The 13,984-nt window shown below is 71.6% G+C and carries 8 protein-coding genes; 7 read left to right on the forward strand and 1 reads right to left on the reverse strand.

Features of this window, described 5'->3' with window-relative positions; all coding sequences use genetic code 11:
- Nucleotides 1-176: 176 nt before the first annotated feature.
- The 5 genes from ACIA5F_RS17055 to ACIA5F_RS17075 all read left to right on the forward strand — a co-directional run bounded on the left by ACIA5F_RS17055 (nucleotide 177) and on the right by ACIA5F_RS17075 (nucleotide 9,046).
- Nucleotides 177-2,171, forward strand: a complete 1,995-nt coding sequence (locus ACIA5F_RS17055) for an alpha-1,4-glucan--maltose-1-phosphate maltosyltransferase (protein WP_399353611.1) — start codon at nucleotides 177-179, stop codon at nucleotides 2,169-2,171.
- On the forward strand, nucleotides 2,168-3,862 hold the full coding sequence (gene treS / locus ACIA5F_RS17060) for a maltose alpha-D-glucosyltransferase (RefSeq protein WP_399353613.1): 1,695 nt from the start codon (nucleotides 2,168-2,170) through the stop codon (nucleotides 3,860-3,862). The genes ACIA5F_RS17055 and treS overlap by 4 nt, the downstream gene beginning before the upstream one ends.
- A gap of 473 nt (nucleotides 3,863-4,335) precedes the next feature.
- Entirely contained in the window at nucleotides 4,336-5,793 is a 1,458-nt protein-coding gene (locus ACIA5F_RS17065; RefSeq protein ID WP_399353615.1) for a phosphotransferase, read from the forward strand.
- On the forward strand, nucleotides 5,790-8,081 hold the full coding sequence (gene glgB / locus ACIA5F_RS17070; RefSeq protein WP_399353617.1) for a 1,4-alpha-glucan branching enzyme: 2,292 nt from the start codon (nucleotides 5,790-5,792) through the stop codon (nucleotides 8,079-8,081). Before ACIA5F_RS17065 ends, glgB begins: the two co-directional genes overlap by 4 nt.
- Nucleotides 8,082-8,374: 293 nt before the next feature.
- Nucleotides 8,375-9,046, forward strand: coding sequence for a helix-turn-helix domain-containing protein (locus ACIA5F_RS17075; protein ID WP_399353619.1), 672 nt, complete (start codon nucleotides 8,375-8,377; stop codon nucleotides 9,044-9,046).
- A gap of 200 nt (nucleotides 9,047-9,246) precedes the next feature.
- Here ACIA5F_RS17075 and ACIA5F_RS17080 read toward each other — a convergent pair whose 3' ends face one another.
- Nucleotides 9,247-10,272: an ATP-dependent 6-phosphofructokinase gene (locus tag ACIA5F_RS17080; protein WP_399353621.1), complete on the reverse strand. Its 1,026-nt coding sequence runs from the start codon at nucleotides 10,270-10,272 to the stop codon at nucleotides 9,247-9,249.
- Nucleotides 10,273-10,583: 311 nt separating this feature from the next.
- Between ACIA5F_RS17080 and pta the strand changes: the two genes are divergently transcribed.
- Nucleotides 10,584-12,668, forward strand: coding sequence for a phosphate acetyltransferase (pta, locus tag ACIA5F_RS17085; protein ID WP_399353623.1), 2,085 nt, complete (start codon nucleotides 10,584-10,586; stop codon nucleotides 12,666-12,668).
- 70 nt (nucleotides 12,669-12,738) lie between these two features.
- Complete coding sequence (locus tag ACIA5F_RS17090; protein ID WP_399353625.1) at nucleotides 12,739-13,953, forward strand: acetate kinase; 1,215 nt, start codon at nucleotides 12,739-12,741, stop codon at nucleotides 13,951-13,953.
- The last annotated feature ends 31 nt before the right edge of the window (nucleotides 13,954-13,984 follow it).

Here is a 13,984-nt window from a genome sequence, read left to right on the forward strand (position 1 = left end):
CGCCATCCCCTCTCCCCGCCACCCGGGTGAACGCGGACAGGAGCGGCCATGCCCGCAGGCCAGCCGTCCACCGAGCGGCTAGAAACAGAGCGAACAGAGCGTGCACGACCAGCCGGTCCCGTTCCGGCTGGGCTGTTGTCACCGAGCCCTGCGAACTGCCCCCAGGTGATCCCATCATGATCGGTCGCATTCCCGTGCTGGACGTCCGCCCCGCCGTCGACTGCGGCGTCAGACCCGCGAAGGCGGTCGTGGACGAGGTCTTCGAGATCTCCGCCACCGTGTTCCGTGAAGGACACGACGCCGTGGCCGCCCATGTCGTCCTGCGAGATCCGAGCGGACGGCTGCGCCCTCCCGTGCCGCTGCGCGAGCTGGCCCCCGGTACCGACCGGTGGGGGGCCCGGGTCAGCGCCGACGTCGAGGGGAGGTGGACGTACACCGTCGAGGCGTGGAGCGATCCGGTGGCCACCTGGCGGGCCCATGCCGCCGTCAAGATCCCGGCGGGGCTGGACACCGGGCTCACCCTGCTCGAAGGCGCGGAGCTCTACGAGCGGGCCGCCGCGCGGATTCCCAAGCGCGACGGCCGCGAGGCCGTGCTGGCCGCCGCCGACGTGATGCGGGACGAGGACCGGGCGGCCGGCGTGCGCCACGCGGCCGCCCTCGCCCCCCCGGTGGACGCCGCCCTCGCGAGGCGCCCGTACCGGGAGCTGGTCACCGCCTCGAAGGCCCTGCCGCTGCTGGTCGAACGCAAGCGGGCCCTCTTCGGTTCCTGGTACGAGATGTTCCCCCGCTCCGAGGGAGCGGGGGTGGAGCCGGGCTCGGCTCCTGTCAGCGGGACCTTCCGGACGGCCGCCGAGCGGTTGCCGGCGATCGCCGCGATGGGTTTCGACGTGGTCTACCTGCCGCCCGTCCACCCCATCGGCACCACCCACCGCAAGGGCCCCGGCAACACGCTCTCGGCCGGGGCGTGGGACCCGGGCGTGCCCTGGGCGATCGGCTCCACCGAGGGCGGCCACGACGCCGTCCACCCCGATCTGGGCACCGTCGAGGACTTCGACGCCTTCGTCGCGCGGGCCCGTGAGCTCCGGCTGGAGATCGCGCTCGACTTCGCCCTCCAGTGCTCTCCCGACCATCCGTGGGTGGAGAAGCACCCCGAGTGGTTCCGCCACCGGGCCGACGGGACGATCGCGTACGCCGAGAACCCGCCGAAGAAGTACCAGGACATCTACCCGGTGCACTTCGACACCGACATGCCCGGCATCGTCGCGGAGACCGTCCGGGTGCTGCGGTTCTGGATGGAGCACGGGGTCCGCATCTTCCGGGTCGACAACCCGCACACCAAACCTGTCGTGTTCTGGCAGAAAGTGATCGCCGAGATCAACAAGTCGGACCCTGATGTGATCTTTCTTGCCGAGGCTTTTACCCGACCGGCCATGATGCGCGCACTCGCCTCCATCGGTTTCCAGCAGTCGTACACGTACTTCACCTGGCGCACCACCAAGGCCGAGCTGACCGCTTACCTGACCGAACTCTCCGGTACCCGTTCGGCCTCCGTCATGCGGCCGAATTTCTTCGTCAACACGCCCGACATCCTGCACGCGTACCTTCAGCACGGCGGCCGTCCCGCCTTCGAGGTACGGGCCGTCCTCGCCGCCACCCTCTCCCCCACCTGGGGGATCTACGCCGGTTACGAACTCTGCGAGAACACCCCTGCCACGGAGGGCGGCGAGGAGTACCTGGACTCCGAGAAATACGAGTTCCGGCCACGCGACTGGGCCGGTGCCGAGCGCGAGGGCCGCACCATCGCCCCGCTGATCACGACGCTCAACCGGCTCCGCAGGCGCAACCCCGCCCTCCAGCAGCTGCGCGACATCCACTTCCATTCGACCGACAACGAACAGGTGATCGCCTATTCGAAGCACGGTGGAGCCAATTCCGTACTGGTGGTCGTCAACCTCGATCCGCACCACACCCAGGAAGCGACCGTCTCGTTGGACATGCCGGTACTCGGCCTCGACTGGCACGGGTCCCTCGCGGTGCGCGACGAGCTCACCGGCGAGACCTATCACTGGGGCAGAGCGAACTACGTGCGCCTGGAACCGGGCCGTACGCCCGCGCACGTGCTGGCCGCTCTGCGACCGTCCCCGCCCACCGGAGGGTCACCCACCACATGATGATCAACAACCCTGTCCACGACACCTTCGAGGACACCCCCGCCAAGGACCGCGACCCCGACTGGTTCAAACGGGCCGTCTTCTACGAGGTCCTCGTCCGCGCCTTCCACGACAGCAACGGCGACGGCGTGGGGGACCTCAGAGGCCTCACCGCCAAACTGGACTACCTCCAGTGGCTCGGCGTCGACTGCCTCTGGCTGCCGCCGTTCTTCGCCTCACCCCTGCGCGACGGGGGCTACGACGTCTCCGACTACACCTCCGTACTGCCCGAGTTCGGCGACCTCGCCGACTTCGTGGAGTTCGTGGACGCCGCGCACCAGCGCGGCATGCGGGTGATCATCGACTTCGTCATGAACCACACGAGCGACCAGCACGAGTGGTTCCAGCAGTCGCGCAAGGACCCGCAGGGCCCGTACGGCGACTACTACATGTGGGCCGACAACGACAAGCAGTACCAGGAAGCCCGCATCATCTTCGTCGACACCGAGTCCTCGAACTGGACGTACGATCCGGTCCGCAAGCAGTACTACTGGCACCGGTTCTTCTCCCACCAGCCGGACCTCAACTACGAGAACCCGGCCGTGGTCGAGGAGATCGTCTCGGCGCTGCGGTTCTGGCTGGACCTCGGCATCGACGGCTTCCGCCTCGACGCCGTGCCCTACCTGTACGCCGAGGAGGGCACCAACTGCGAGAACCTCCCGCGCACCCACACCCTCCTCAAGCGGGTCCGCGCCGAGATCGACACGCACTACCCCGACACCGTCCTGCTCGCCGAGGCCAACCAGTGGCCGGAGGACGTCGTCGACTACTTCGGGGACTTCGCCAAGGGCGGGGACGAGTGCCACATGGCCTTCCACTTCCCCGTCATGCCGCGCATCTTCATGGCCGTCCGCCGGGAGTCCCGCTACCCGGTCTCCGAGATCCTGGCCAAGACCCCGGCCATCCCGGACGGCTGCCAGTGGGGCATCTTCCTGCGCAACCACGACGAGCTGACCCTGGAGATGGTCACCGACGAGGAGCGCGACTACATGTACGCCGAGTACGCCAAGGACCCGCGGATGCGGGCCAACATCGGCATCCGGCGCCGTCTCGCCCCGCTCCTGGACAACGACCGCAACCAGATGGAGCTGTTCACCGCGCTGCTGCTCTCGCTGCCCGGTTCGCCGGTGCTGTACTACGGCGACGAGATCGGCATGGGCGACAACATCTGGCTGGGCGACCGCGACGGTGTGCGCACGCCCATGCAGTGGACCCCGGACCGCAACGCCGGTTTCTCCTCGTGCGATCCGGGCAGGCTGAACCTGCCGGTCATCATGGACCCGGTCCACGGGTACCAGGTCACCAATGTCGAGGCCGCGATGGCCTCACCCTCCTCACTGCTGCACTGGACCCGCCGGCTGATCGAGGTCCGCAAGGCGAACCCCGCCTTCGGCCTCGGCTCGTACACCGAACTGCCGTCGACCAACCCGGCGGTGCTCGCGTTCCTCCGTGAACTCGGGGACGACCTCGTGCTGTGCGTGCACAACTTCTCGCGCTTCGCGCAGCCGACCGAGCTGGACCTGAGGTCGTTCATCGGGCACATCCCCGTGGAACTCACGGGCGACGTCCGCTTCCCCCCGGTCGGCGAATGGCCGTACCTGCTCACCCTGGCGGGCCACGGCTTCTACTGGTTCCGCCTCCGCACCGAGTAACCCCCACCGGGGCAGGCGCGCCGGGGGGGCCGCCCGAGGACAAGACCGACCACGCGAAGAAAGGCCCGGCCCCGCCCTCGGGCGAGTGAACCGAAGGCGGGCCGCCCGAGGACCAGCGCCACCACGCGAAGAAAGGCCCGGCCTTCGGGCGAGTGAGCCGAAGGGGCGCGCCTGGGCGGGGGTCCCCCCGGACGGAGTCTGGGCGGGGGTCCCCCCGGACGGAGTCTGGGGGCGGGTCCGAGCGCGCGGAGGAAACCCGAGGTACGAGGGTTTCTGAGCGCGTACGGACCCGTGAGTCAGGCTCCGAGCGCCCCGGAGGCGAACCGAGCCCCCACAAAATACCGCGAATGGGTCAATCGCCCTACCTGTACGGACCATCCTGACCCGACACCTGCCCATGCCGGAGAAGCAATTGCCGCACATCCGGGACACTCTGCGCATTCTGTGACGGCCCGGGGAAAGGACGCGACGCCATGTCGGAGGCTGCATCCGCCCGGAGTCGGCTCACCGCCGACCGGACCACCGGGCCGGGCCCGCTGGAGCCCATGCTGCGGACCTGGCTGCCCACGCAGCGGTGGTTCGCCGGGAAGGGCCGTACGATCGGGCGGCTGAGGACGGTCTCGGCGGCCGAGCTGCTGCCGCCGGGTTCCACGCCCGGTCTGCTCCATCTCCTCCTCGACGTGGACGGGGACTGCTACCAGTTGCTGCTGGGCATCCGCCCGGCCCTGTCGCCCGCGCTCGCGCCCGCGCTGATCGGGCACGCCGAGAGCGGTCCGTACGCGGGCCGGGCGGTCTACGAGGCGCTGGGCGATCCCCGGCTCGCGGCGATGCTGCTGGAGCGGCTGCGGACGCCCGGCGCGCTGGGTCCGCTGCGCTTCGACCGTGATCCGGGGGTGCTGATCCCGGCGGGGCTGGCGCCCCGGCCGTTGTCGGGGGAGCAGACCAACTCCTCGCTGATCTACGGGGACGCGTACATCCTGAAGGTGTTCCGCCGGGTCGGTCCGGGGGTCAATCCGGATCTGGAGCTGCCGAGGGCGCTGGCCGCCGCGGGCTGTGCGCGGGTGCCGGCGCCCGTCGCCTGGTACGAGGCGGAGCTGCCCGGTACGGAGCCGCTGACCCTGGGGGTGCTCCAGCCGTACCTGCGCGGGTGCGACGACGGCTGGCAGCTCGCGCTGCGCAGACTGGACTGCGGGGCGGACTTCACGGCCGAGGCGCACGCGCTGGGCCGGGCCACGGCCGAGGTGCACAGCGCGCTGGCCGGGGCGTTGCCCACCGTCGCCCTGGGGCCGGAGCAGACGGCGCGGCTGGCCGCCGGGATGACCGCGCGGCTGGCGGCGACCGCCCGTGAGGTGTCGGGGCTGCGGCCCTTCGAGGCGGGGCTGCGCGGGGCCTTCGACGCGCTGGCCGCTTCCCGGGGGGCGGGGGTGCCCGCCCAGCGCATCCACGGTGACCTGCATCTGGGCCAGACCCTGCGGGGGCGGGACGGAAGCTGGTCGCTGATCGACTTCGAGGGCGAGCCGGCCCGGCCGCTGGCCGACCGGCGGCGCCCCGAGCCGGCGGTGCGGGACATCGCCGGGATACTGCGCTCCTTCGACTACGCGGCCCGTTCGCACCGTCCGTTCGCGCCCGCCTGGGCGGACGACTGCCGGGCCGCCTTCTGCGAGGGCTACGCCCGGACCACCGGCCTCGATCCGCGGGAGGACCCGGTCCTGCTGCGCGCGTACGAGACCGACAAGGCCGTGTACGAGGCCCGTTACGAGGCCCGGCACCGGCCGGACTGGCTGCACGTGCCGATGGCGGCGATCCGGCGGCTCTCCGAGCCGCAGCGTCCTGCCCACCGGCTGCCGCCGCCCGTCCCCGGCGCCGTTCCCCCTCCCGTCGCCACCCCTTCCCATCCCCGCCCGAAGTCCCCGAGGAGGCCGCTCGCGTGAGCGCCGCACGTCAGTCGTCACGGACCGCCGGCGACGAAGCCGTCAGCCCGGTCCCGGAGTCCGCGCGTCCGCCCCGGCCGCCCCGCGCCCGCCGCTCCGCCCCGCCGCACGGGGTCCGGCGGGCGCCCGCGCTCGGGGCGGCGGAGCGGACCCGGCTGCTGGAGGGCCGTCACCACGATCCGCACGCGGTGCTGGGCGCCCGTACCCAGCGGGGCGGGGTCGCGTTCCGGGTGCTGCGCCCGTACGCGAAGGCGGTGACCGTCGTCGCGAAGGGGCTGCGGGCCGCGCTCCACGACGACGGCGACGGGCTGTTCTCGGGGCTGCTGCCGCTGACCGGTGTGCCGGAGTACCGGCTGCTGGTGGCGTACGAGAGCGACGAGATCGAGATCCACGACCCGTACCGGTTCCTGCCCTCCCTCGGTGAGCTGGACCTGCACCTGATCGGGGAGGGCCGGCACGAGGAGCTGTGGAAGGCGCTGGGCTCCGAGCCGATGGAGCACCAGGGGGTGGCCGGGACCCGGTTCACGGTGTGGGCGCCCGACGCGCAGGGGGTCCGGGTGACCGGGGACTTCTCGTACTGGGACTCCGTCGCGTACCCGATGCGTTCGCTCGGCGCGACCGGGGTGTGGGAGCTGTTCCTGCCGGGGGTGGGCGCGGGCACCCTGTACAAGTACGACATCACGCGCCCGGACGGCAGTCACACCCTGCGCGCCGATCCGATGGCGCGTTCCGCGGAGGTGCCCCCGGCCACCGCCTCGGTGGTGACCTCTTCGCGGTACGTGTGGCAGGACGCGCAGTGGATGGCCCGGCGCGGTGACCTTCCGGCGCACCGGGCGCCCTTCTCGGTGTACGAGCTGCATCTGGCCTCGTGGCGGCCGGGGCTCTCGTACCGTCAGCTCGCCGAGCAGCTTCCCGGGTACGTGAAGGAGCTGGGTTTCACGCATGTGGAGCTGATGCCGGTCGCCGAGCACCCCTTCGGGGGGTCGTGGGGGTACCAGGTCACCGGTTTCTACGCGCCGACCTCACGGATGGGGACCCCGGACGACTTCCGTTTCCTGGTGGACGCGTTGCACCGGGCCGGGATCGGGGTGATCGTCGACTGGGTGCCCGCGCACTTCCCGCGTGACGACTGGGCGCTGGCGGAGTTCGACGGCCGGCCGCTGTACGAGCACCCGGACCCGCGGCGGGCGGCGCACCCGGACTGGGGGACGCTGGAGTTCGACTACGGCCGCAAGGAGGTCCGCAACTTCCTCGTCGCCAATGCCGTGTACTGGTGCGAGGAGTTCCACGTGGACGGGCTGCGGGTGGACGCGGTGGCCTCGATGCTCTACCTGGACTACTCGCGGGGCGAGGGCGAGTGGGAGCCGAACGAGCACGGCGGCCGGGAGAACCCGGACGCGGTGTCGATGCTCCAGGAGATGAACGCCACGGTGTACCGGCGCTGCCCGGGGGTGGTGACGATCGCGGAGGAGTCCACGGCCTGGGAGGGCGTGACGCGGCCGACGGACGCGGGCGGGCTGGGCTTCGGGCTGAAGTGGAACATGGGCTGGATGAACGACACGCTGCGCTACATGGCGAAGGAGCCGGTGCACCGCAAGTACCACCACCACGACATGACCTTCGGGATGGTGTACGCGTACAGCGAGAACTACGTGCTGCCGATCTCTCATGACGAGGTGGTGCACGGCAAGCGTTCGCTGGTGTCGAAGATGCCCGGGGACGACTGGTGGCAGAAGCGGGCCGCGCACCGGGCGTACCTGGGGTTCATGTGGGCGCATCCGGGCAAGCAACTGCTCTTCATGGGGCAGGAGTTCGCCCAGGGGTCGGAGTGGTCGGAGACGTACGGGCCCGACTGGTGGGTGCTGGACTCCTCCTATCCGGCGGCGGACGACCACAAGGGCGTACGGAGTCTGGTGCGCGACCTGAACCGCACGTACGCGGTGACGCCGGCGCTGTGGGAGCGCGACAGCGTGCCGGAGGGCTTCGCGTGGGTGGAGGCGGACGCGGCGGAGGACAACGTCCTCGCGTTCCTGCGGTTCGCCGGGGACGGGTCGCCGCTGCTGGCGGTGTCGAACTTCTCCCCGGTGGTGCGGCACGGGTACCGGATCGGGGTGCCCGAGGAGGTTCCGCTGTGGCGGGAGGTCCTCAACACCGACCAGCGGCTCTACGGCGGCAGCGGGGTCCATCACACCCAGCCGCTGCGACCCGAGCCGGTCCCCGCACAGGGACGTCCGACGAGCCTGCGGCTGACGCTCCCACCACTGGCGACGATCTGGTTCAGACCCTGAGCCCCGGCCCCGGCCCCGGCCCTGACCCGGGGCCGGGGTCCTGGGGGCCCTGGTGCGGGGTTTCGGTGTCCGGAATCCGGTGGGTGCGCCGGGTTGTGGGGCCGGTGCGGGGGCGGTCATCCCAGTTGGCCGAAACTTTACCCAGGGAGGCAAGGTTGCCGGTGGTCCGACTACCGGACACTTGCCGGGAAACCTGGCGAAAGCACCGAACTACCTCGGATGTTCCTACGAGTTCTCAGCTTGTTTGACTGGTTTGTAGTCGCCACCCCCCGGCCACTCCTACGGTGTGCCCTGTGCACTCCAGCCCCCCTTTCAATGCCCCCGCCGCGCGACGCCTGCGCACGGCCCTGGGCATGGCGCCCGGTCATGTCGCCTACGGCCTGCGCGCCCAGTACGGCCTGCTCGTCCCGCCCGAGACCGTGACGGCCTGGGAGCAGGGCGAGATACCGCCCACCGCCACCGAGATCACGGCCCTCGCCGGGGTGCTCTGGTGCGCCCCCGCCGATCTGCTCTCCGAGCCCGTCACCCTGCGGGAGCACCGGATCGCGCGCGGGCTGGACGCGGCGGAGCTGGCCCGGCGGATCGGGCTGGACGCGGGCGCCTACCAGAAGATGGAGGACAGCGGGCGCTGGAAGGGCAACGACCGGCAGTCCACCATCCTCACCGCGGTGCTGGGGCTCTCCCCGGCCCAGTTCGTCGTGGCGGGCGGACGGCAGGAGGAGCTGGCCGCCCTCCTGCGGAGCGCGGTGACCACCCGCTGGCAGCCGCAGGTGAAACCGCTGGCCAAGCTGGTGCCGGTGACCAAGGGGCAGCTGGAGCGGGTCCTGGAGCAGTTGCACGCCGAGTACCGCGCGCGGGCGGCGTCGGCCCTGAGCTGGGGCGAGGGCGCGGCCGGGGACCCGGGCCAGGAGTTCCTGGCGGAGGTCGTGGACCGGTTCTGGTCCCTGGCGTCCGGTGCGGCGTAGGACACACCGGCGCGGACGGCGACAGCCCGGCGGGCGGGGCGGTTCGGGGACGGGGCCGTCCGGGGCGGGGGCGGTCCGGGGGCGGCGAACGGCCCCGGTCGCGTCCGGCGGAGGACGCGACCGGGGCCGTTCGGCCCGGCAGGTCGGGACGGAAGTCCCGCCCGGGACCGGGCCCCAGGGGCGGGCCGGGCCGGGGTGGGTCAGAAGACCGACTCGGCCTCGTACATGCGGGCCTCGGGGACGGTCTTCAGCTCGGTGACGGCCTCGGCCAGCGGGGCCATGACGATGTCGGTGCCGCGCAGGGCGGTCATGTTGCCGAAGTCGCCGCGGTGGACGGCCTCCACGGCGTGCCAGCCGAAGCGGGTGGCCAGGACGCGGTCGTACGCGGTGGGCGTGCCGCCGCGCTGGACGTGGCCGAGGATGACCGGGCGGGCCTCCTTGCCCAGGCGGCGCTCCAGCTCGACGGCGAGACGGTTGCCGATGCCGGCGAAGCGCTCGTGGCCGTACTGGTCGATGGCGCCCTTCTCGTACGGCATCGAGCCCTCGGCCGGGTGCGCGCCCTCGGCGACGCAGACGACGGCGAACTTCTTGCCGCGGGCGAAGCGCTCCTCGACCATCTTGACCAGGGCGTCCACCTCGAAGGGGCGCTCCGGCAGGCAGATCCCGTGGGCGCCGCCGGCCATGCCGGACTCCAGGGCGATCCAGCCCGCGTGGCGGCCCATGACCTCGACGACCATCACGCGCTGGTGCGACTCGGCGGTGGTCTTCAGCCGGTCGATGGCCTCGGTGGCGACGCCGACGGCGGTGTCGAAACCGAAGGTGCGGTCGGTGGAGGAGATGTCGTTGTCGATGGTCTTGGGCACGCCCACGACCGGCAGCCCGGCGTCCGACAGCATCCGGGCGGCGGTCAGGGTGCCCTCGCCGCCGATCGGGATGAGGGCGTCGATGCCGTAGCGCTTCGCCAGTTCGTGCGCGTTGTCGGCCGCCTCGTGGAGACGGGCGCGCTCCATGCGGGCTGAACCGAGAATCGTGCCGCCGCGGGCCAGAATGCCACTGACGGCGTTGATGTCGAGGGGGCGGTAGTTGCCGTCGAGGAGGCCCTTGAAGCCGTCCTCGAACCCGATGACCTCGTCCCCGTGTCCGACCACGGCACGGTGTACGACCGACCGGATGACAGCGTTGAGGCCCGGACAGTCGCCGCCTGCGGTGAGAACTCCGATACGCATCGTGCTGTGTCTCCTGCTCCTGGTCGTACCTGGCCCTCCGCGTGCGGGCGGAGAGACGTACATATGAAGGGCGTATTGATGAAGCCTGTCCGATTGTTCCACGATCCGGGGGCGGGGCGCGCTCCGTACGGTCCGGTCCCCAGGGTCTTTCGACCCTCCCGGAAGGGCCTTTTTCCCGGCGGGCGCCCTATCCATCCGCGGAGGTATTGTCAAGAGGGCAAGCCCACACCAACCGGGTCAATCGACTCGTAGATCGGCCCGCCACCCGGCAGGGCGACACCGACATCCACACCATGGGACGGAGAGCACGCGTGACGCGCAGCGTGTACGTGACCGGCATCGAGCGGGGGGACGGCCGGCAGGTCGTCGAGCTGGGGATCATGGAGCTCCTGACCCGCCAGACGGGCCGGGTGGGCGTCTACCGTCCGCTGCTGCACGACGGGCCCGACCGGCTCTTCGACCTGCTCAAGGCCCGCTACCGGATCGACCAGGACGCCGCGACGGCCTTCGGCATGGAGTACCACGAGGCGTCCGCGATCCTCGCCGAGAAGGGCACCGACGAGCTGGTCTCGCAGCTCGTCGACGGCTACCACCGGGCGGCCCGTGACTACGAGGTCATGCTCGTCCTGGGCACCGACTACGCCGACACCAACCTCCCCGACGAGCTCGCGCTCAACGCCCGCCTCGCGAACGAGCTGGGGGCGGTCGTCGTCCCCGTCGTGGGCGCCGGCAAGCAGCCCGCCGAGGCCGTGCGCGCCGAGGCCCGCAACGCCTACCGCGCGTACGAGAACCTGGGCTGCCACGTCGTCGCGATGGTCGTCAACCGGGTGTCCGCCGAGGACCGCGAGGTGATAGCCGACCGGCTGGCCGCCCGGCTGCCCGTCCCCTGCTACGTGCTGCCGGACGACAAGTCGCTCTCCGCCCCGACCGTCGCCCAGATCACCCGGGCCCTCGGCGGCGAGGTCCTCCTCGGTGACGACGCCGGGCTCGCCCGCGACGCCCTGGACTTCGTCTTCGGCGGCGCCATGCTGCCCAACTTCCTGAACGCCCTGACCCCCGGCTGCCTGGTGGTCACCCCCGGCGACCGCTCCGACCTGGTCGTCGGCGCGCTGGCCGCGCACGCCTCGGGGACCCCGCCGATCGCGGGCGTGCTGCTGACCCTCAACGAGCGCCCGGGCGCCGACATCCTGACGCTGGCCTCGAAGCTGGCGCCGGGGACCCCGGTCGTCTCGGTGCCCGGCAACAGCTTCCCGACCGCCACCGAGCTGTTCTCGCTCCAGAGCCGGCTGAACTCGGCGACCCCACGCAAGCTGGAGACCGCGCTCGGCCTGTTCGAACGGCACGTGGACACCGCCGAACTGCGCGACCTGCTGTCGGTGGCCCGCTCCGAGCGGGTCACGCCGATGATGTTCGAGCACGAGCTGCTGGAGCAGGCCCGGTCGGAGCGGCGCCGCGTCGTGCTGCCCGAGGGCACCGAGGAGCGGGTGCTGCGCGCCGCCGACGTGGTGCTGCGCCGCGGGGTCTGCGACCTGACCCTGCTGGGCGACGAGCACGCGATCCTGAAGAAGGCCGCCGACCTCGGCATCGACATCTCGGCCGCGCAGCTCGTCGACCCGGCGACCTCGCCGATGCGGGAACGTTTCGCCGAGTACTACGCCGCGGCCCGCGCCCACAAGGGCATGACCGTCGAGCTGGCCTCCGATGTCGTCACCGACGTCAACTACTTCGGCACCCTGATGGTCCAGCAGGGGCTGGCCGACGGCATGGTCTCCGGCTCGGTGCACTCCACCGCCGCCACCATCCGGCCCGCCTTCGAGATCATCAAGACCAAGCCGGAGGCGTCCATCGTCTCCTCGGTCTTCTTCATGTGCCTGGCCGACAAGGTCCTCGTCTACGGCGACTGCGCGGTCAACCCCGACCCGAACGCCGAGCAGCTCGCCGACATCGCCGTCCAGTCGGCCGCCACCGCCGCGGCCTTCGGTGTGGAGCCGCGGATCGCGATGCTCTCGTACTCGACCGGCACCTCCGGCTCGGGCGCCGACGTGGAGAAGGTCCGCAAGGCCACCGAGATCGTCCGCGCGTCCCGCCCCGACCTGCTGATCGAGGGGCCGATCCAGTACGACGCGGCCGTGGAGCCCTCGGTCGCCGCGACCAAGCTGCCCGGGTCCGAGGTGGCCGGGCGCGCCACCGTGCTGATCTTCCCCGACCTCAACACGGGCAACAACACGTACAAGGCCGTCCAGCGTTCCGCGGGCGCCGTCGCGGTCGGCCCGGTCCTCCAGGGGCTGCGCAAGCCGGTCAACGACCTCTCGCGCGGCGCGCTCGTCCAGGACATCGTCACCACCGTGGCGATCACCGCGATCCAGGCGCAGGGCGCTCCGGCCCCCACCGTCTGACCCGCCCACCGTGTCCTCCCCCCGCCCTTCCCGCCCTCCGTACCCTCCGCGACAAGGAAAGACCCCCCTCGTGACCGCAACCCGTGTCCTCGTCCTCAACTCCGGCTCCTCGTCGGTCAAGTACCAGCTGCTCGACATGGCGGACTCGTCCCGGCTCGCCGTGGGCCTGGTCGAGCGCATCGGCGAGGACACCTCCCGGCTGGTGCACGAGCCGCTCACCGGCGCCGGCGCGGCGGGCGGCAAGCGGGAGCGGCTGGGGCCGATCGCGGACCACGAGGCCGCGCTCCAGGCCGTCGCGGCGGAGCTCGCCGCCGACGGGCTGGGCCTGGACTCCCCCGACCTGGCGGCCGTGGGCCACCGGGTGGTGCACGGCGGGACCCGGTTCACCCGGCCCACCGTGATCGAAGACGAGGTGCTCGCCGAGATCCGCAGCCTGGTCCCGCTGGCCCCGCTGCACAACCCGGCGAACGTGACGGGCATCGAGGTGGCGCGCGGGCTGCGCGCGGACATCCCGCAGGTCGCCGTCTTCGACACCGCCTTCCACGCGACGATGCCGGAGTACGCGGCGCGGTACGCGATCGACGCCGCGACGGCCGAGAAGTACGCGATCAGGCGGTACGGCTTCCACGGCACCTCCCACGCCTACGTCTCGCGGGCCACGGCCGAGCTGCTCGGCAAGCCGGTCCAGGACGTCAACGTGATCGTGCTGCACCTGGGCAACGGGGCCTCCGCCTCCGCCGTCCGGGGCGGGGTCTGCGTGGACACCTCGATGGGGCTGACCCCGCTGGAGGGCCTGGTCATGGGTACCCGTTCGGGGGACCTGGACCCGGCGGTCGTCTTCCACCTGGCCCGGGTGGGCGGCCTCTCGGTGGACGAGATCGACTCGCTCCTGAACAAGAAGAGCGGTCTGCTGGGCATGTGCGGGGACAACGACATGCGCGAGGTCATGCGCCGGGCGGGCGAGGGCGACGAAGCCGCCGCGACCGCCTTCGCGACGTACGTCCACCGCCTGAAGAAGTACATCGGCGCCTACTCGGCCGTGCTCGGCCGGGTGGACGCCGTGGCCTTCACCGCGGGGGTCGGGGAGAACGCCCACCAGGTCCGCGCGGCGGCCGTGGACGGTCTGGCCGAGCTGGGTCTCGCGCTGGACCAGGAGGCCAACGCCCTGCGCTCGCAGCGGCCGCGGCTGATCTCGGCGGAGTACGCGCGGGTGGCCGTCGCCGTGGTCCCGACGGACGAGGAACTGGAGATCGCCACCCAGGTGTACGAGCTGGTCGCCCCGTAGCTCAGTTGGACTTTCCACCAGACGGAATATT

The sequence above is a fragment of the Streptomyces sp. NPDC051567 genome (assembly GCF_044454165.1).
Classification (GTDB): Bacteria; Actinomycetota; Actinomycetes; order Streptomycetales; family Streptomycetaceae; genus Streptomyces.

Excerpts from the sequence above, each read along its gene's own strand:
- treS (WP_399353613.1), top strand. The coding sequence starts at position 2,168 with ATGATGATCAACAACCCTGTCCACGACACCTTCGAGGACACCCCCGCC.
- ACIA5F_RS17080 (WP_399353621.1), bottom strand. The coding sequence starts at position 10,272 with ATGCGTATCGGAGTTCTCACCGCAGGCGGCGACTGTCCGGGCCTCAAC.
- ACIA5F_RS17065 (WP_399353615.1), top strand. The coding sequence starts at position 4,336 with ATGTCGGAGGCTGCATCCGCCCGGAGTCGGCTCACCGCCGACCGGACC.
- ACIA5F_RS17055 (WP_399353611.1), top strand. The coding sequence starts at position 177 with ATGATCGGTCGCATTCCCGTGCTGGACGTCCGCCCCGCCGTCGACTGC.